Here is a 17,475-nt window from a genome sequence, read left to right on the forward strand (position 1 = left end):
TACCGCCCGCGCCGGGGCCCGTCGGCGGCTCCTCCCGGCCCGTCTAGACCTCTGTACCTACTGGTATGTACAGTGCTCGCATGGATACAGCGGACCGACTGATCGAGTCCACGCGCGAGTTGCTGTGGGAGCGCGGATACGTGGGCACCAGCCCCAAGGCGATCCTGGATCGCGCGGGTGCCGGGCAGGGCAGCATGTACCACCACTTCCGCGGCAAGCCCGATCTGGCGCTGGCCGCGATCCGACGCACCGCGACCGAGCTGCGGGGAGCGGCGGAGAGGGCTCTCGACTCCCCCGGCACCCCGTACGAGCGCATCAAGGCCTATCTGACCCGTGAGCGCGAGGTGCTGCGCGGCTGTCCCGTGGGGCGGCTCACGATGGACCCGGACGTGATCGCCGACGACGCGTTGCGGGCGCCGGTCGACGAGACGCTCGCCTGGCTGCGTGGCCGGCTGGCCTCGCTCGTCGAAGAGGGCAAGGAACAGGGGCAGTTCGGGCCGTCGCTCGACGCGGACGAGATCGCCGCGACGATCCTCACCACCGTGCAGGGCGGTTATGTGCTGGCGCGCGCCTCGGGTTCTCCTGCCGCCTTCGACGCCGGGGTCCGGGGCCTGCTCGCCCTGCTGGCTCCGGCCTCTCTCACCGCCCGTACCGATTCCGACACCGACCAGAGCTGAGGACTCCGCCCATGCATGCGATCCAGTACGAGGTCACGCTTCCCGCCGACTACGACATGACCGTGATCCGCGACCGCGTGGCCCGGCTCGGCCATCTGCTCGACTCGTGGGACGGCCTGGGCTTCAAGGCGTATCTGATGCGCGAGCGCGGGGTGGACGGCTCGCCGGTCAACCAGTACGCGCCGTTCTACCTGTGGAACACCGTCGAGGGCATGAACTCCTTCCTCTGGGGAGGGCCGTTCCAGGGTCTGGTGAACGATTTCGGCCGCCCGGTCGTGCAGCACTGGACCGGACTCGCCTACGAGGACGGCGGCGCCGCGGGCTCACCGGCCGAGGTGGCGGTCCGTCGGCGTCAACCCGTCCCGGAGGGCGTCGAGTTGACGGAGGCGATGGAGGAGGCGGTACGGGAGACCAAGCGGCTGGCGTCCCTGGACGGGGTGGTGGGCGCGGCGGCCGCCGTCGATGCCCGGCACTGGGAGATCGTCCACTTCTCGCTCTGGTCCGGCTCCTCCCCCAAGGCGTCCGGCGAGGTCTTCCAGGTGCTCCACCTGTCCGAGCCGGAACGGGGGTCGCTGCCGCGGGGCCGGCAGTGGTGACCGGGGCGGCGACCGCCAGTTCGGTGCTCGGGGCGGCGATGGTGCGTACGGTTCTCGGGGACCTGCCGCCCCAGGACCTCGGGGTGTGCGACGCGCACGACCACGTCTTCTTCGGCAGCCCCCGGCTGCCGGGCCAGGAACTGCGGGACGCGTCCGCCGCGCGGGCCGAACTCGCCGCGTTCCGCGCCGAGGGCGGCGGCAGCGTGGTCCAGTGGACCCCGTACGGACTGGGCCGGCGCGCGGCGGACCTGCCGCTGGTCGCCCGGGACACCGGGGTCCACATCGTGGCGGCGACCGGGCTGCACCAAGCCGTCCACTACTCACCGGAGTTGCCGCGCCGGCTGCGCGGGAAGCTGGCGGCTCTGTTCGTCTCCGAACTCACCTCCGGCATCGGGACGTCCGGTGTCCGCGCCGGGCTGATCAAGGTGGCCGGCGGGTTCCACGCGGTGGACGCGCACGCCCGCTGGACGATGACGGCGGCGGCCGAGGCCCATCACGCCACCGGCGCGCCGATCGCGGTCCACCTGGAGCTGGGCACCGGGGCGCTGGACGTACTCGACCTGCTGTGCGGGGAGTTGGGGGTGCCGCCGCACCGGGTGATCCTCGGGCACCTGAACCGTTCACCGGACTTGGTGGTGCAGCGCGAGGCCGCCGAGGCGGGCGCCTTCCTCGCCTTCGACGGTCCCTCGCGCGCCCATCACGCCACGGACTGGCGGATGCCGGACGCCGTACGCGCCCTGGCCGAGGCGGGGTTCGGGGACCGGCTGCTGCTCGGGGGCGACACGACGACCGCGGCGGCCCGGTCGGTCGACGGCGGTCCGGGCATGCCGTATCTGCTGCGCCGCGTCCGCCCCCGGCTCGAACACGCCGTGGGAAAGGACCTGGTGGACCGGATCCTCACCGGCAACCCGGGACGCGCCTTCGCGGTGGCGTGGGGTTCCTGAGCGAATGGGGGGGGGCCGGGCCGCCGCGGTGGCCCGGCGTTCCCGGCCCGGCCTCGCGCTCGGCCCGATCAGGCGCCGTGAGGCCGGTCGGGCCGGGCAGTCTCCTGCTACCGGGCCCGGGTCAGGCGGCCAGGGCGGTCAGCGGGTCGTCCAGGACCGGCTGCCAGGCCAACTCGGCCGCTCCCACGAGGCTGTTGTGGTCCAGGGTGCAGGCCAGGATGGGCACCACGCCGCTGCGGCCCCACAGACTGCGGTCGGCGACGACGGCACGCAGCCGGTCCGGGTCGGCGTCGAGCAGGCTCCGGTGGAGGCCGCCGAGGATGATGCGGTCCGGGTTGAGGATGTTGACGAGACCGGCGAGGCCGAGGCCGAGGCGGTCGATGAGCGCCTCGGTGGCCCGGCGGACGGACGGGTCGGCGTACTCGTCGCGGATCAGCTCGTTGGACTGCTGGAGCAGTGACATCTCGGGGCCGGGGACGCGGCCCGCGGCGGTGAGGAAGGCCAGCGGGTCGGCCTCGACGTCGAGGCAGCCGCGGCTGCCGCAGTGGCAGGGGCGGCCCTCGGGGTTCACCGTGAGGTGGCCGACTTCGAGGGCGAGGCCCGAACTGCCGGTGTGCAGGCGGCCGTCGAGCACCAGCGCGCCGCCGACGCCACGGTGGCCGGTGGCCACGCAGAGCAGGTCGCGGGCGCCGCGGCCCGCTCCGTGCCGGTGCTCGGCGAGGGCGGCGAGGTTGACGTCGTTGGCGGCGAACGCGGGTCCCTCGATGCCGGCCGCGCGCACCCGCTCGGCGAAGATCTGCCGGACCGGGGCGCCCGCGGGCCAGGCCAGGTGCAGTGGGTTGAGGGCGAGGCCCTCGGGTTCGGCGACAGCGGACGGCACGGCGAGCCCGGCGCCGACGCAGCGGCGGCCGGTCGCCCGGAGCAGGTCGGCGCCGGCCTCGACGACCGAGCCGAGCACCTTCGCCGGATCGGCGTCGACGGCCTCGCAGCCGGGCGCGGTCGCGACGATCCGGCCGCCGAGGCCGACCAGCGCGGCGCGGAACCCGTCGGCGTGGATCTGCGCGGCGAGGGCGACGGGCCCGTCCTCGGCGACCTCCAGGCGGTGCGAGGGGCGTCCCTGGGAACCGGCGGCGGCGCCGGGCCGGGCGTCGACGCGGATCAGCCCGAGCGCCTCCAGTTCGGCGGCGACCGCGCCCGCGGTCGCCCGGGTGACGCCCAGTTCGGCGGTGAGCACGGCGCGCGTCGGCGCACGCCCGGTGTGCACGAGTTCCAGGGCCGGTCCGAGCGCCCCGCGCCCCCGGTCGAGCCGTGTCCGCGTGTTCCCGTCCCCCGCCGTCCGGGGGCCCGCCTTGCCGTTCATGAGGGTGAGTCTCCCATGATCCGCTCCCCCGGTGGCCTCCGTCCCCCGGAGCCCGCCGGGCACGGGAACCCGTGCCGCTGGGACGGCAGCCCGGCCGTCTGGCACCCGCCCGGCCGGAACTCGCCCATCCGCGCACCCGCACCCGCACCTCCACCTCCCCCCGCACCCGCACCCGCTCGGCGGAAACCCCCGCACCCGTACCCGCTCGTCTAGAACCCGCTGACCCGGAGCGTGACGTTGAGCCGTCCGGTGAGTCCCAACTCGGGCGGTGCCGTGCCCGCGTACACCCGGGGCACACCGTGATAGGCGAGCCGGGACGGGCCACCGAACACGAACAGGTCGCCGCTGCGCAGTTCGACATCCGTGTAGGGCCGGGTCCGGGACTCCGTGTTCCCGAACCGGAAGACGCAGGTGTCGCCCAGGCTCAGGGACACCACCGGGGCGTCGGAGGTCTCGTCGCTGTCCCGGTGCATGCCCATGCGGGCCTCGGCGTCATAGAAGTTGATCAGCGCGATGTCGTACGCGGGCCCGTCGGAGCCCGCGACCCCCGCGCCGAGGGCGTCCCGGGCCGCGGCGCGGGCCAGCTCGCCGAGCCCGTCGGGGAACGCCTTCACCGGGGAGCCGTCGCCGTCGACGACGGTCCGGGCATAGCCGTACGGATACCAGTGCCAGCCCAGGCACACCTGCCGGGAGGTCATCGTGCCGCCGCCGGGGGTCCGCACCGTGCGCAGGCCGGCCGGCGGGCGCGCCCAGCCGCGGCAGTCCTCCAGGAGCCGCCGCTGACCGTCCGCGTCCAGCCAGTCCGGGAGGTGGACCGCGCCCGGCGCGATCTCCCGGCGGCCACGGGGGAACAGCTCCGTGTCCATCGCCATGCCTCCATCCTCGCGCACCCGCACCGACCTGCGTCGCTTAGCCTGGAGGCACGATGACCGACCGGATGACCACCCCCTGGGGCGACCACCAGCTCGCCCGCTTCCCCGAGGACCCCCGCGACCGGCTGCGCGCGTGGGACGCCGCCGACACCTATCTGCTGCGGCACCTCGCGGCGAGCGAGGTGCCCCTGACCGGGTCGGTCGTAATCGCCGGCGACCGGTGGGGCGCGCTCGCCACCGCGCTGTCGGCGGCCCGGCCGACGCAGATCACCGACTCCCACCTCACCCAGCAGGCGACCCGGGCGAACCTGGCGCGGGCCGGCGCCGACGAGTCCGCGGTCCGGCTGCTCACCACCCAGGACCCGCCGCCCGAGCGGATCGACGTGCTGCTGGTCCGGGTGCCCAAGAGCCTCGCCCTGCTGGAGGACCAGCTCAGCCGGCTGGCGCCCGCGGTGCACGAGGGCACGGTCGTGGTCGGCACCGGGATGGTCAAGGAGATCCACACCTCGACGCTCCAGCTCTTCGAGCGGATCCTCGGTCCCACCCGCACCTCGCCGGCCGAGAAGAAGGCCCGGCTCATCTTCTGCACCCCGCTGACCGGGATCGCCCGGGAGGCCAACCCCTGGCCGTACAGCTACCGGCTCCCCGACGACATCGGGATCGTCTCCGGCCGTACGGTCGTCAACCACGCGGGCGTGTTCTGCGCCGACCGCCTCGACATCGGCACCCGCTTCTTCCTCCGGCACCTGCCGCGCAGCCGGGGCGGCGAGCGGATCGTGGACCTGGGCTGCGGGAACGGCGTGGTCGGTACGGCGATGGCGCTGGCCAATCCGGAGGCCGAGGTGCTGTTCGTCGACGAGTCGTTCCAGGCGGTCGCCTCGGCGGAGGCCACCTACCGGGCGAACGCCGACGGAGCCGCCGAGTTCCGCGTCGCCGACGGCCTGACCGGGGTGCCCGCCGGGAGCGTGGACCTCGTCCTCAACAACCCGCCGTTCCACTCCCACCAGGCGACGACGGACACGACCGCCTGGCGGATGTTCTCGGACGCCCGCACCGCGCTGCGCCCGGGCGGCGAACTGTGGGTGATCGGCAACCGCCACCTCGGCTACCACCTGAAGCTGCGCCGCCTCTTCGGCAACAGCGAACTGGTCGCGGGGGACGCGAAGTTCGTGATTCTGCGGGCGGTGAAGAAGGACGTCAAAGGCTAACGCCCTGACGGGAAGCGGCCATGACGGACGCCCGCGGGCTGCCGGCCTGGAGGCGCCGCCAGCTTGGAGACGGGCCAGCGGTCCCGGCCCGTCGTCACGCGCCCCGGGGCACGTCAACCACTCTGCACAGCGGTCCAGTTGACGTTTTCGGGTCCTCCGGACGGGCGCGAGCGGCGGACCTCCCGATCTCCTGTGAACGGCGACGAGCGCGACCGTAAGGTGAGCCCTCGCGCCCAGGGCAACGTTCATGACGATCGGGAGAACCATGTCGCGCCGCGCTGTCGTCATCGGTGGGAGCGTGGCCGGTCTTCTCGCCGCCGCGGCCCTGTCCGGGTCCGTGGACGAGGTGACCGTCGTCGAACGCGACTAACTGCCCGAGGGGCCATGGGCACGGAGGCGACTCCCGCACGGCCGGCACGCGCCGTGACCGGCGCCTGAATCCGCCGAACCCCGTCCTGCCGTAACGCAGTTCAGCCGGTCGCTCGCCGACTCGCCGGCGAGGAGGCCGGCTTCACAGGGGACGGACGGTGGTCCTGCGTGACTGGACCGCCGCGTCGACGATCGGGGTGCGCACCGCTCGCGACAGGCTCAGCAGCGACGGCTGAGCCGTGTCCAGCGTGCGGGCGCGGGAGGCGGAACGCCGTGCGACCGCGGCGACCGACACGACCACGTCGAGGTCGCCGACCGTGATGCCGACCGTTCCCGGCCCGGCGCGGCGGGACGGGGCGTCGGCGAGCGCGGCGACGGCGACCATCGCGGCCATGCCGACGACCTCGGCGTCGGCGACACTGAACCCGGCGGCCAGAGCCTCCCGGTAGGCGCGGAGCCGGACCTGGTCGTCGAGGTGCCCGGAGAGCCGCTTGAGGCCGTCACGGATGGCAGTCTCGCGCGCGGTGAGCCGCAGATCGACGTCGCCGATCGTCCGCCACGACAGCGGGGTGACCGGCCGTCTGCCGCCGGCGGGCCCGGCGAGCAGCCGGAACAGGGGGCGCAGCCGCACGAAGGTGATCGCCGAGTCGATGCGTGGTCCGATGACGGGGAGGATGTAGCCCGCCGAGGCGAGGCAGGCGCCGACGGCGACCAGCGGGGCCACGCTGGTGCTGAGGCCGTCCCAGCCGTGCCCGAGCCAGTGGGCGGTCAGCGCGACGAACTTGACGACTCCGTAGGCACTGATGAACAGCCAACCCAGCACAAGCAGGGCCAGCGACGCACGGGTCCAACGTCTGACCTGGCGGGTCCAGCGCCAGCAGAGCAGGGTCGTCGTCACGGCGGCCACCAGGTAGGCGACCAGGTACAGCACGATCATCTCGCGGATGAACGGTGTCGAGGCGTAGTAGGTGTCGAAGTCCGCGCGGCGCTCGACGGGCGCGTCGCCCAGGGTGAACAGGATGCCGAGGGAGGCGATCACTGCCAGGTAGCTGAACATCCAGACACGCGCGGTCCGGTGTACCCGGACGGGGTCGGTGCCCCGCCAGTGCACGATGAGGATGAGGGATGCCGCGCTGAAGGCGGTCACCGTTCCGTAGGTGAGGGGGGCGGCCACGTTGGGAATGCCCGTCGTCCCGTTGACCAGCGCCACGGTGGGCGGTGCGCCGAGCACGAAGCAGAGTCCCGACAGGAAGATGACCGCGCAGAAGGCCCGCTTGAGGGGGTCTCGCCAGTGGCGCCACAAATCGGGGAGTTGCGCCGCCAGCCCTGTCCACAGGACGGCGGCGGCCAGATAGTAGATCAATCCGCTCACGCCGGGCCCACGGACCTTCGGCGCGTGAACGTCGTACGCGACCCGCGAACCAGCTCCGGGACGGCCGGCGCCGGTTCACTGGAGTCACCGGCACGCGGGCGCGCAGCCCGCTCTCCCGATGTGCGGAAACCGGCCACCGAACAACCCCCCGGCACCACCCCCCGGTTCTCGGCCCGGCGCCGGCTCCGCCCCCTGCGCATCACCGCCAACTCCTGCTCCTCGCGTCAACGGGGCACGGGGAGGCCTCCCCGAGAGGCCTCCCGAAGGGTGCCTCACGCGCGAAGGCGCCGTGCCCTTTTCGGCCTTCTCCCATACTTGTTCACACTAGCCACGTTGTCACCCGTGCGAACGCCCGCACACGGAACTCGGTCCCCCGGCCGGGCATGCGAAAGGGCCTCCCGCCGGCCCGTGGTGAAGGTCACCCGAGCGGCGGGAGGCCCCGTCCGTCATGGTCGCCGCCCGTCAGGGCGCCGTGTTTCCCGGCCCGTCAGGGCCTGTCCCGGCTAGGCCTCGCCGGAGCCCCGCAGTACGCCGATGAATTCCGCCACCGTCCGCGCCATGGCCTCGCGTCCCACGCTGAGGTACTTCCGCGAGTCGACGGCCTCGGGATGCGCCGCCAGGAACTCCCGGATGGCGCCGGTCATCGCGATGTTGAGCGCGGTGCCGACGTTGACCTTGGCGATGCCGCCCTCGACGGCCGCGCGCAGTTCGCCGTCCGGCACCCCGGAGGAACCGTGCAGGACGAGCGGGACGTCGAGCGAGGCGGTCAACTGCTTGAGCAGGCCGTGGTCAAGGGCGGCCGTGCGGGTGGTCATCGCGTGCGAGCTGCCGATGGCCACGGCGAGGGCGTCCACCCCGGAGTCGGCGACGAAGGCGCGCGCCTCGCCGGGTCCGGTGCGGGCGCCGGGTGCGTGCGCGTCGCGCGGCGGCTCGCCGTTCTTGCCACCCACCTCGCCCAACTCGGCCTCGATCCACAGCCCTTGGGCGTGCGCCCAGTCGGCGGCGGCGCGGGTGGCGGTGAGGTTCTCCGCGTAGGGCAGACGGGACGCGTCGTACATCACGGAGCTGAACCCGGCGGCGGGCGCCTGGCGCAGCAGGTCGTCGCTCTGGACGTGGTCGAGGTGCAACGCGACGGGCACCGAGGCCCGTTCGGCGGCGGCGGTGGCGGCGCGGGCCAGCGGGAGCAGCCGGCCGTAGCGGTAGGTGACGACGTTCTCGCTGACCTGGAGGACGACGGGCGCGGCGGCGGACTCCGCCCCCGCGATGACGGCTTCGACGTGCTCCAGGGTGATGACGTTGAACGCGGCGACGGCGGTCCGCGCCGCCGCTGCCCGGGCGACCAGCTCACCGGTTGCTGCGAGGGGCACAACTGCTCCTTTTCCAGGGGTGGGTGAGCGGGTGTCAGTCGCCGAGGATGACGGAGCGGGTGAGGTGGCGGGGTTGGTCGGGGTCCAGGCCCTTGGCGGCGGCGACGGCCACGGCGAGGCGCTGGGCGCGGACGAGTTCGGCCAGCGGGTCGAGGGCGCCGTCGATCCACAACGCGCCGGTCGAGCGGACCTGTTCGGCCAGCCCGTCGGGTGCTTCGCCGAGCATCCAGGTGGCGGTGCCGTGGGTGGTGACGCTGATGGGGCCGTGCCGGTACTCCATGGCCGGGTAGGCCTCGGTCCAGGCGAGGGATGCCTCGCGCATCTTGAGTCCGGCCTCGTTGGCGAGGCCGACCGTCCAGCCGCGGCCGAGGAAGGTGAACTGGGCGCAGCCGACGAGCCCTTCGGGCAGCGGTGTGTCCAGCGCGGTGCGCGCGTCGGCGACGACGGTGTCCGTGTGCAGGCCGAGGTGGGCCCGGAGCAGGGTGAGCGCGGTGGTCGCGAACCGCGTCTGCACGACGGACCGTTCGTCGGCGAAATCGAGTACGACCACGTCGTTTGCCGACTTCATCACCGGGGTGTCCGGGTCGGCGGTGACGGCGGTCGTCCGGGTCTGCCCGCGCAGCCGTCCGAGCAGTTCCAGGACCTCGGTGGTCGTCCCGGAGCGGGTGAGCGCGATCACGCGGTCGTAGGAGCGGCCGTGCGGGTACTCGGAGGCGGCGAAGGCGTCCGTCTCGCCCTGTCCGGCCCCCTCGCGCAGGGCGGCCGCGGCCTGTGCCATGAAGTACGAGGTGCCGCATCCCACGATGGCCACCCGCTCCCCCGCCGCGGGCAGCGCGGCCCGGTGTCCGGCGGCCTCCTCGGCGGCGCGGATCCAGCACTCCGGCTGGCTGCTCAGCTCGTCCTCGACATAGGTCATGCCGTACCCCTCCCAGTGATGCTTGTTCCTGCAAGATATAGCGATCTTTCAAGCACAATCAAGCATTTGGGATGAGGTGGGGTGCGCTAAGGTCGCGGAGGATCGAGCAAGGGAGAGGCGGATGTCGCGCGACGCCCGTTGGAAGGCGCTGCTGGAACTGCTGGTGGAGCGGGGCCGCCTGGATGTCGAGGAGGCGGCGACGCTGCTGGAGGTGTCGGCGGCGACCATCCGGCGCGACTTCGACCAGCTCGCCGAGCAGCAGATGCTGGTCCGCACCCGGGGCGGCGCGGTCGTCCACGGGGTGTCGTACGAACTGCCGTTGCGCTACAAGACCGCCCGGCGCGCCTCGGAGAAGCAGCGCGTGGCCGAGGCGGTGGCCGGGCTCATCGCGCCGGGCGAGGCGGTAGGGCTCACCGGCGGCACGACCACGACCGAGGTGGCCCGCGCCCTGGCGGTGCGCCCGGACCTGGCGGACGGCTCCCCCGCGCTCACCGTGGTCACGAACGCCCTGAACATCGCCAACGAGCTGGCCGTGCGCCCGCAGTTCAAGATCGTGGTCACCGGTGGGGTGGCCCGGCCCCAGTCCTACGAGCTGATCGGCCCCCTCGCGGACGGCGTGCTCGGTCAGATCACCCTCGACGTGGCGGTGCTCGGCGTGGTCGCCTTCGACGCGGCCCACGGCGCCGCCGCGCACGACGAGGCGGAGGCGGCGATCAACCGGCTGCTGTGCGAGCGCGCCGAACGCGTGATCGTCGCCGCCGACTCCAGCAAGCTCGGCCGGCGCGCGTTCGCCCGGATCTGCGCGGCCGAGGCGGTGGGCACGCTCGTCACGGACACGGCGGTGGCGCCGGCGACCGTGCGGCAGTTCGAGGAGGCGGGCGTCGAGGTCGTCACCGTCTGACACCCGGGCCCACTCCGTCCGCCCAGCCCTCTCAGCCCCTCAGCCCGCTCCGCCCAGCCCCTCCACCCGCTCCGCCCCTCCATCGGCTCAGTCGGTTGAGTCGGCTCCGCCTGTCCACTCCGCCCGGTTCACCGCGCCGGACCGCGGCCGCCGGGACGCGCGCAGGGTGCCGACGGTCTTGAGGAGCCGGTCGGCCGGGTCGCGCAGCTCGGGATGGGCGAGGACCGTGTTCCGCAGGCCCCGCACGGGCCTGCGCCACAGCCGGTGCGCCGCCGCGACGGGATGGGGGCGGTAGGCGAAGCCCTCGGCCACCCGCAGCTCGCGGGTCTTGAGCCAGTCCTTGTACTCCTTGTCGCCCCGGCCGAGGTCCAGCACGCTGACGCCGTTGCGTCCGGCCGCCTCGGCGGTGCGCAGATGCATCATCAGGCCGGGCGAGTAGCGGTGGAACTCCGGGTCGTACGCCGTGAACCAGGCCGCGAGGACGCCGCGGGACCGGGGTCCGAAGTGGGCGGCGACCGGCCGGTCCCCGGCGTAGAGGACGGACAGCACGCCGGTGAAGTGCTCCTCGCGGACGTCGAAGAGGTGGTCCACCAGACCGACGATCCAGGGCCGGGCGAACCGGTCCATCCGTCCGGTCCTGCGGTACTGGGCGGACTTCCAGCGCATGAGCGTGCGCAGCATCCGGGGGTCGCGCTCGTCGAAGACGAACCGCACCTCCCCCACGTCCCGGGCGAGCCGCCGCTCCTTCTTCAGGGTCGTCTTGGCCTGGCCCGGGTAGGCGCCGCGCAGCCACTCCGGATAGCCGCTGTCGCCCGGCTTCAGGTCGACCACTGGGGAGGCGAACGTGCCCGTGACGAACCGGCCGAACGGCCGCTGCTCCTCCACGAGATGGTCGAACTCGAAGATGGACAGCCCGCAGGCGCGCAGCACCTCCTGGGCGTCCCAGGTGACCCCGGGTCTGTGCACGAGGGCCTGGCAGTCGGAGAGTCCGAGGCCGACGGCTCTGCCGACGCCGAGGGCGCCGCGCTCGTAGGGCAGGAAGCCGACGGGCTCGCCGTGTTCGCGCAGGACGGCGACCCGGGTGCCGTTGCGGAACCTGGCGACCCCGGCCGCGAACTCCGGTGCCAGGAACGGGTTGGCGTACTCGGGCGACTCGTCCATCGCCCGGTGCCAGGCCGCGCGCAGCGGGAGACTCAGGCCGTCGAGTCTGTGGTTGGTGATCTCCACCTCAGACCAGCCGCCCTTCGGTGGGCGCCGCGCAAGACGCACCGGCCACGACACCGGCCGTCACAACGCAGGCCGTCACTACACAAACCGTCAGTACACAGGATGTCAGTGCACCGGCCGTCACTACACAGGACGTCACACCGCAGGACGTCACACCGCAGGACGTCACACCGCAGGACGTCAGGGCGTGTGGATCATCGTTGATGGATCGCATGGGCGACAGCTCCCCCCGTGACGCGCTGTCCGCGTCCCGCCACTTTTCTGATTTCCGCCGGTCGCGCCGGACCGCGGCTCGCCCCCCAGGTCGAGCGCCGAGATCCGAAGCGAACGGCGGGGCTCAAACGTCGCGAAACAGTACGCACGCTGTCAAGGGTGCCTACCGCAACGAAAGAGTCCAGAGTCCCGGGTTCCGCACGGGTGGACACCGCGTGAACGATCACCACCGAGGGGCGGGTTAGCATATGAGCGCCACCTAGCTCGAAAGATGATTCTGTGACTGTCAATGACGACGCGTTCACCAACTGGAAGACTCGCGAAGAGATAGCGGAGTCGATGATCCCGATCATCGGCCGGCTGCACCGGGAGCAGGACGTCACGATCCTCCTGCACAGCCGTTCCCTGGTGAACAAGTCAGTGGTCAGCATTCTCAAGACCCACCGCTTCGCCCGGCAGATCGCCGGGGAGGAGCTGTCGGTCACCGATACGCTGCCGTTCCTGCGGACGCTCAGCACGCTGGACCTGGGGCCGTCGCAGATCGACCTCGGGATGCTCGCGGCGACCTACCGGGCGGACGACCGCGGCCTGTCGGTCGAGGAGTTCACCGCCGAGGCGGTCGCCGGTGCCACGGGCGACAACAAGATCGAGCGCCGGGAGGGACGCGACGTCGTCCTCTACGGCTTCGGCCGCATCGGCCGCCTCCTCGCCCGCCTGCTCATCGAGAAGACCGGCTCCGGCAACGGCCTGCGGCTGCGCGCCGTCGTCGTCCGCCGCGGCGGCGCCCAGGACATCGTCAAGCGCGCCTCGCTGCTGCGCCGCGACTCCATCCACGGCCAGTTCCAGGGCACGATCACCGTCGACGAGGCGAACAGCACGATCATCGCCAACGGCAACGAGATCAAGGTGATCTACGCCGACGACCCCTCCCAGGTCGACTACACGGCGTACGGCATCCGCGACGCCATCCTGATCGACAACACCGGCAAGTGGCGCGACCGCGCGGGCCTGTCGAACCACCTGCGCCCCGGCATCGACAAGGTCGTACTGACCGCGCCGGGCAAGGGCGACGTCCCGAACATCGTGCACGGCGTCAACCACGACATGATCAAGCCGGACGAGCGGATCCTGTCCTGCGCCTCCTGCACGACCAACGCGATCGTGCCGCCGCTGAAGGCGATGGCGGACGAGTACGGCGTGCTGCGCGGCCATGTGGAGACGGTCCACTCGTTCACCAACGACCAGAACCTGCTGGACAATTACCACAGCTCCGACCGCCGGGGCCGCTCCGCGCCGCTCAACATGGTCATCACCGAGACCGGCGCCGCCTCCGCCGTCGCCAAGGCGCTCCCCGACCTCGATGCCCCGATCACCGGCAGCTCGATCCGGGTGCCGGTGCCGGATGTGTCGATCGCGATCCTCAGCCTGCGCCTGGGCCGCGAGACCACCCGCGAGGAGGTCCTCGACCACCTGCGCGAGGTCTCGCTGACCTCGCCGCTCAAGCGCCAGATCGACTTCACCAGCGCGCCCGACGCGGTGTCGAGCGACTTCATCGGCTCGCGCCACGCCTCGATCGTCGACGCGGGCGCCACCAAGGTCGACGGCGACAACGCGATCCTCTACCTCTGGTACGACAACGAGTTCGGCTACTCCTGCCAGGTCATCCGCGTCGTGCAGCACGTCTCGGGAGTGGAGTACCCGACGTACCCGGCTCCGGCGGCCTGACCCCGCCGGTAGGACCGCGGCTCGCCGTCCCGGCGCAAGGGGACGGCGAGCCGCGGGGTTCCCGGTGACCGGAGGGGAGGCGCCGATGACCGTAGGGTCGCCGGGTGAGCACGGAGACGCCGGTGAGCGCGAGGTCCGGTCCCTTGCCCTGAGCGGAACACCGGCCTAACGTGAATTTGTGCCGCCAATAAACAAAACCCTCCCGCACAGCGTCGTGCCGGACCCCTCCCTCACCAGGCTCCGCGTCGCGATCACCGCGTTCTTCGCCCTCGACGGCTTCATCTTCGCCGGGTGGGTCGTGCGCATCCCGGCCGTGAAGGGGCAGACCGGAGCCTCGGCCAGCGCGCTCGGCCTCGCCCTGCTCGGCGTCTCCGCCGGGGCGGTCGTGACCATGGTCTTCACCGGGCGGCTCTGCCGCCGCTACGGCAGCCGTCAGGTCACCCTCGCCTGCGCCGTCCTGCTCTGCCTCAGCGTCGTCCTGCCTCCGCTCACCCACTCGGCCGCCGCGCTGGGCGCCGTCCTCCTCGTGTTCGGCATGGCCTACGGCGGGATCAACGTCGCCATGAACAGCGCGGCCGTCGATCTCGTGGCCGCGCTGCGGCGCCCGGTGATGCCCAGTTTCCACGCGGCGTTCAGTCTGGGCGGGATGCTCGGAGCCGGGCTCGGCGGCCTGGTCGCCGCCCATCTGTCCCCCACCCGGCACCTGCTCGCCCTCGCCCTCCTCGGCCTGCTCGTGACCGCTCTCGCCGGGCCCGCCCTGCTGCGGTACGACATGCCCGCGCCGCCGGACCGGCCGCGCAGCGACGACCGGACGGCACCGCGGCGCTTGGCTGGACGCACCCGGGGTCTCGTCGTGGTCTTCGGCCTGATCGCCCTGTGCACGGCGTACGGCGAGGGCGCGCTCGCCGACTGGGGCGCGCTGCACCTGGAGCAGGACCTGGAGGCGCACCCCGGGATCGCGGCGGCCGGCTATTCCTGTTTCGCGCTGGCCATGACGATCGGCCGGCTGAGCGGGACGACACTGCTCGAACGACTGGGCCGCACCCGTACGTTGGTGGCCGGCGGCACGACGGCGGCTCTCGGCATGCTGCTGGGCTCACTCGCCCCGTCCGTATGGGTGGCGCTGCTCGGCTTCGCGGTCACCGGCCTCGGTCTCGCCAACATCTTCCCCGTCGCGATTGAACGGGCCGGCGCGCTCGCCGGAGCGAGCGGCATCGCCGTCGCCTCCACCCTCGGCTACGGGGGCATGCTGCTCGGGCCGCCCGCGATCGGGTTCATGGCCGACTGGTACTCACTGCCGACGGCCCTGACCAGCGTCGCCGCGCTCGCGGCGGTGGCCGCGCTGATCGGCTTCGCGACGCGCCGGGTCGCGGTGGGCTGAGCGCCGGTCCCCTTGGGCCCGAGATACCCGATGTTTGGCCCGAGGGCCCCGATGTTTGATCCGAGGACCCCGATGTTTGGTCCGAGGACCCCGATGTTTGGTCCGAGGACCCCGAGCCCCCCGGAGGGGCGGCGAGACGCGCGTCGCCCGCCACGAAGGCGCCCATCAGCCGCGCGGGACCCCCGGTCGCCGGCGCCCATCAGCCGCATGGGACCCCCCGGTCGCCGGGGCCCGTCAGTCGTGAGGGCCCGCCGACTCCGGCGTCAGCATGCGGGCCAGGACGGCGCGCTGCAACGGCAGTACCTCGCCGTGGAGCCGACGGCCCTTGGCGGTGAGGCAGACCCGTACGCCCCGCCGGTCCTCAGCGCACATCCCGCGTGCCACCAGGCCGTCCTTCTCCAGGCGGCCGACCAGCCGGGACAGCGCGCTCTGGCTCAGATGGACCCGCTCGGCGATCTCCTGCACGCGGTAGGAGGAACCGCCGTCCGCCGCGGTGGAGGCCGCGAGGACGTCGAGCACCTCGAAGTCGCTGGCCCCCAGGCCGTGCCGGTGCAGTTCACGGTCGAGTTCGCACAGGGTGCGGGCGTGCACCGCGAGGATGTCGCGCCACTGGTTCACGAGCCCTTGCTCGGCATGCGTCGCCGCCATGGGCGCACGGTAGCAAAGAACCCGCTTTATTGCACCGTCATTAAATGCTCTTGCATTGAATGCGCGTGCATGTAATCTCTGGCGCATGACTTCTCCGCTCACCCGTCCCGCGCCCCAGGAACACTGGACCCCACGGCTGTGGGGCACCCTGCTCGTGCTCTGCGCCGCGATGTTCCTGGACGCCCTCGACGTGTCGATGGTCGGCGTCGCCCTGCCGTCCATCGGTTCCGAACTCGACCTCTCCACCGCCACGCTCCAGTGGGTCGTCAGCGGCTACATCCTGGGATACGGCGGACTGCTCCTCCTCGGCGGACGCACCGCCGACCTGCTCGGCCGCCGCCAGGTCTTCCTGGTGGCGCTCGCGGTCTTCGCGCTCGCGTCGGTGCTCGGCGGCCTCGTGGACTCCGGGCCGCTGCTCATCGCCAGCCGCTTCGTCAAGGGCCTGAGCGCCGCGTTCACCGCACCCGCGGGACTGTCGATCATCACCACGACCTTCGCCGAGGGCCCGCTGCGCAACCGCGCGCTCTCCATCTACACCACCTGCGCGGCCACCGGCTTCTCCATGGGCCTCGTCCTGTCCGGCCTGCTCACCGAGGCGAGCTGGCGGCTGACCATGCTGCTGCCCGCCCCGATCGCCCTCCTCGCCCTGTTCGCGGGCCTGAAGCTCATCCCGCGCAGCGACCGCGAGAAGAACCACGACGGCTACGACATCCCCGGCGCCATCCTGGGCACCGCCTCGATGCTGCTGCTCGTCTTCACCGTCGTCCAGGCACCCGAGGCCGGCTGGGGCTCGGCCCGCACGCTGCTGTCCTTCGCCGCCGTCGCCGTCCTGCTCACCGTCTTCGTCGGCGTGGAGCGGCGCAGTCCGAGTCCGCTGATCCGGCTGGGCGTGCTGCGTTCCGGCAGCCAGGTCCGGGCCCAGCTCGGCGCGATGGCGTTCTTCGGCTCGTACGTCGGCTTCCAGTTCCTGGTGACGCTGTACATGCAGTCGCTGCTGGGCTGGTCGGCCCTGCACACCGCGCTCGCCTTCCTGCCGGCCGGCGCGCTCGTGGCGCTGTCCTCCACGTCGGTGGGTGCCGTCGTCGACCGGTTCGGCACACCCCGGCTCATCGCGACGGGCTTCACCCTGATGGTCGCGGGCTACGCGCTGTTCCTCCGCGTCGACCTCCACCCCGCCTACGCGTCGGTCATCCTGCCGACCATGCTGCTGATCGGCGCCGCTTGCGCCCTGGTCTTCCCGTCGCTCAACATCCAGGCGACCAACGGCGTGGACGACCACGAGCAGGGCATGGTCTCCGGTCTGCTGAACACCTCGGTCCAGGTCGGCGGCGCGATCTTCCTCGCCGTCGTGACGGCGGCCGTCACCGCGAACGCCTCGGACGGCTCCTCGCCCCAGGCCGTCCTGAACAGCTACCGCCCCGGCCTGATGGTGGTGACCGGCATCGCCCTCGCGGGGCTGCTGATCACCCTGCCGGGCCTGCGCACCCGCCGCCCCCAGGAGTCCGTCGTCGTCGCCGGGTCCCTGACGAAGAAGTCGGAACAGGAGACCGTGACGGTCGCCGACTAGCACCTGACCGGCGCCCGGGCCGAACGACTCGTAACTCGTACGCTGCCGAACCTGTATGAAACAGTCTGAACCAGTCTGAGTCGGACAGGACTGGGCCGGGCAGGGCAGGACAGGAACGCACTGGACCGGACG

At 72.5% G+C, this 17,475-nt stretch carries 15 protein-coding genes and 1 pseudogene; 9 read left to right on the forward strand and 7 right to left on the reverse strand.

Going from position 1 to position 17,475, the window contains the following annotated elements; translation table 11 throughout:
* Positions 1-65: 65 nt before the first annotated feature.
* From AB0912_RS11700 to AB0912_RS11710, 3 genes are read left to right on the forward strand one after another with little or no spacing between them, the layout of a single operon-like run.
* Entirely contained in the window at positions 66-677 is a 612-nt protein-coding gene (locus AB0912_RS11700) for a TetR/AcrR family transcriptional regulator (protein WP_366698280.1), read from the forward strand.
* 11 nt (positions 678-688) lie between these two features.
* The gene (locus tag AB0912_RS11705; protein ID WP_366698282.1) at positions 689-1,273 is read left to right on the forward strand and encodes a DUF4865 family protein; all 585 of its coding nucleotides are present in this window, start codon (positions 689-691) and stop codon (positions 1,271-1,273) included.
* Positions 1,274-1,311: 38 nt separating this feature from the next.
* Positions 1,312-2,217 (forward strand): phosphotriesterase, encoded by a 906-nt coding sequence (locus tag AB0912_RS11710; RefSeq protein WP_366698284.1) that lies wholly within the window; start codon positions 1,312-1,314, stop codon positions 2,215-2,217.
* Between the two features lie 121 nt (positions 2,218-2,338).
* Here AB0912_RS11710 and AB0912_RS11715 read toward each other — a convergent pair whose 3' ends face one another.
* Together AB0912_RS11715 and AB0912_RS11720 are read right to left on the reverse strand one after the other, a co-directional pair.
* Positions 2,339-3,577 carry an ROK family protein gene (locus tag AB0912_RS11715; RefSeq protein WP_366698286.1) on the reverse strand — a complete coding sequence of 413 codons (1,239 nt, stop codon included), beginning with the start codon at positions 3,575-3,577 and terminating at the stop codon, positions 2,339-2,341.
* A gap of 209 nt (positions 3,578-3,786) precedes the next feature.
* The gene (locus AB0912_RS11720) at positions 3,787-4,443 is read right to left on the reverse strand and encodes an alpha-ketoglutarate-dependent dioxygenase AlkB (protein ID WP_366698528.1); all 657 of its coding nucleotides are present in this window, start codon (positions 4,441-4,443) and stop codon (positions 3,787-3,789) included.
* A gap of 59 nt (positions 4,444-4,502) precedes the next feature.
* Between AB0912_RS11720 and AB0912_RS11725 the strand changes: the two genes are divergently transcribed.
* The gene (locus tag AB0912_RS11725) at positions 4,503-5,657 is read left to right on the forward strand and encodes a methyltransferase (protein ID WP_366698288.1); all 1,155 of its coding nucleotides are present in this window, start codon (positions 4,503-4,505) and stop codon (positions 5,655-5,657) included.
* A gap of 265 nt (positions 5,658-5,922) precedes the next feature.
* Positions 5,923-6,024: pseudogene (locus AB0912_RS11730) on the forward strand (NAD-binding protein); the annotation flags it as partial.
* A 144-nt stretch (positions 6,025-6,168) separates the two neighbouring features.
* On the opposite strand, the gene AB0912_RS11735 reads toward AB0912_RS11730, so the two are convergent.
* The 3 genes from AB0912_RS11735 to AB0912_RS11745 all read right to left on the reverse strand — a co-directional run bounded on the left by AB0912_RS11735 (position 6,169) and on the right by AB0912_RS11745 (position 9,681).
* Positions 6,169-7,398, reverse strand: a complete 1,230-nt coding sequence (locus tag AB0912_RS11735) for an MAB_1171c family putative transporter (protein ID WP_366698290.1) — start codon at positions 7,396-7,398, stop codon at positions 6,169-6,171.
* 503 nt (positions 7,399-7,901) lie between these two features.
* Entirely contained in the window at positions 7,902-8,765 is an 864-nt protein-coding gene (locus AB0912_RS11740; RefSeq protein WP_366698292.1) for a class II fructose-bisphosphate aldolase, read from the reverse strand.
* Between the two features lie 34 nt (positions 8,766-8,799).
* Complete coding sequence (locus tag AB0912_RS11745) at positions 8,800-9,681, reverse strand: sugar isomerase (protein WP_366698294.1); 882 nt, start codon at positions 9,679-9,681, stop codon at positions 8,800-8,802.
* Positions 9,682-9,802: 121 nt separating this feature from the next.
* Here AB0912_RS11745 and AB0912_RS11750 point away from each other — a divergent pair, with 121 nt between their 5' ends.
* Complete coding sequence (locus AB0912_RS11750) at positions 9,803-10,582, forward strand: DeoR/GlpR family DNA-binding transcription regulator (protein WP_366698296.1); 780 nt, start codon at positions 9,803-9,805, stop codon at positions 10,580-10,582.
* Positions 10,583-10,669: 87 nt separating this feature from the next.
* On the opposite strand, the gene AB0912_RS11755 is transcribed toward AB0912_RS11750, so the two are convergent.
* The gene (locus AB0912_RS11755) at positions 10,670-11,809 is read right to left on the reverse strand and encodes a GNAT family N-acetyltransferase (RefSeq protein WP_366698298.1); all 1,140 of its coding nucleotides are present in this window, start codon (positions 11,807-11,809) and stop codon (positions 10,670-10,672) included.
* 492 nt (positions 11,810-12,301) lie between these two features.
* Between AB0912_RS11755 and AB0912_RS11760 the strand changes: the two genes are divergently transcribed.
* Both AB0912_RS11760 and AB0912_RS11765 read left to right on the forward strand, forming a co-directional pair.
* Positions 12,302-13,747: a glyceraldehyde-3-phosphate dehydrogenase gene (locus tag AB0912_RS11760; protein WP_366698300.1), complete on the forward strand. Its 1,446-nt coding sequence runs from the start codon at positions 12,302-12,304 to the stop codon at positions 13,745-13,747.
* Positions 13,748-13,925: 178 nt separating this feature from the next.
* Positions 13,926-15,128, forward strand: a complete 1,203-nt coding sequence (locus AB0912_RS11765; protein WP_366698302.1) for an MFS transporter — start codon at positions 13,926-13,928, stop codon at positions 15,126-15,128.
* 234 nt (positions 15,129-15,362) lie between these two features.
* Here AB0912_RS11765 and AB0912_RS11770 read toward each other — a convergent pair whose 3' ends face one another.
* Complete coding sequence (locus AB0912_RS11770) at positions 15,363-15,776, reverse strand: MarR family transcriptional regulator (protein ID WP_366698304.1); 414 nt, start codon at positions 15,774-15,776, stop codon at positions 15,363-15,365.
* Positions 15,777-15,861: 85 nt separating this feature from the next.
* On the opposite strand from AB0912_RS11770, the gene AB0912_RS11775 reads away from it, so the two are divergent.
* Positions 15,862-17,343 carry an MFS transporter gene (locus AB0912_RS11775; RefSeq protein WP_366698306.1) on the forward strand — a complete coding sequence of 494 codons (1,482 nt, stop codon included), beginning with the start codon at positions 15,862-15,864 and terminating at the stop codon, positions 17,341-17,343.
* Positions 17,344-17,475: the final 132 nt, after the last annotated feature.

The sequence above is a fragment of the Streptomyces sp. NPDC007084 genome (genome assembly GCF_040703595.1).
Classification (GTDB): domain Bacteria; phylum Actinomycetota; class Actinomycetes; order Streptomycetales; family Streptomycetaceae; genus Streptomyces.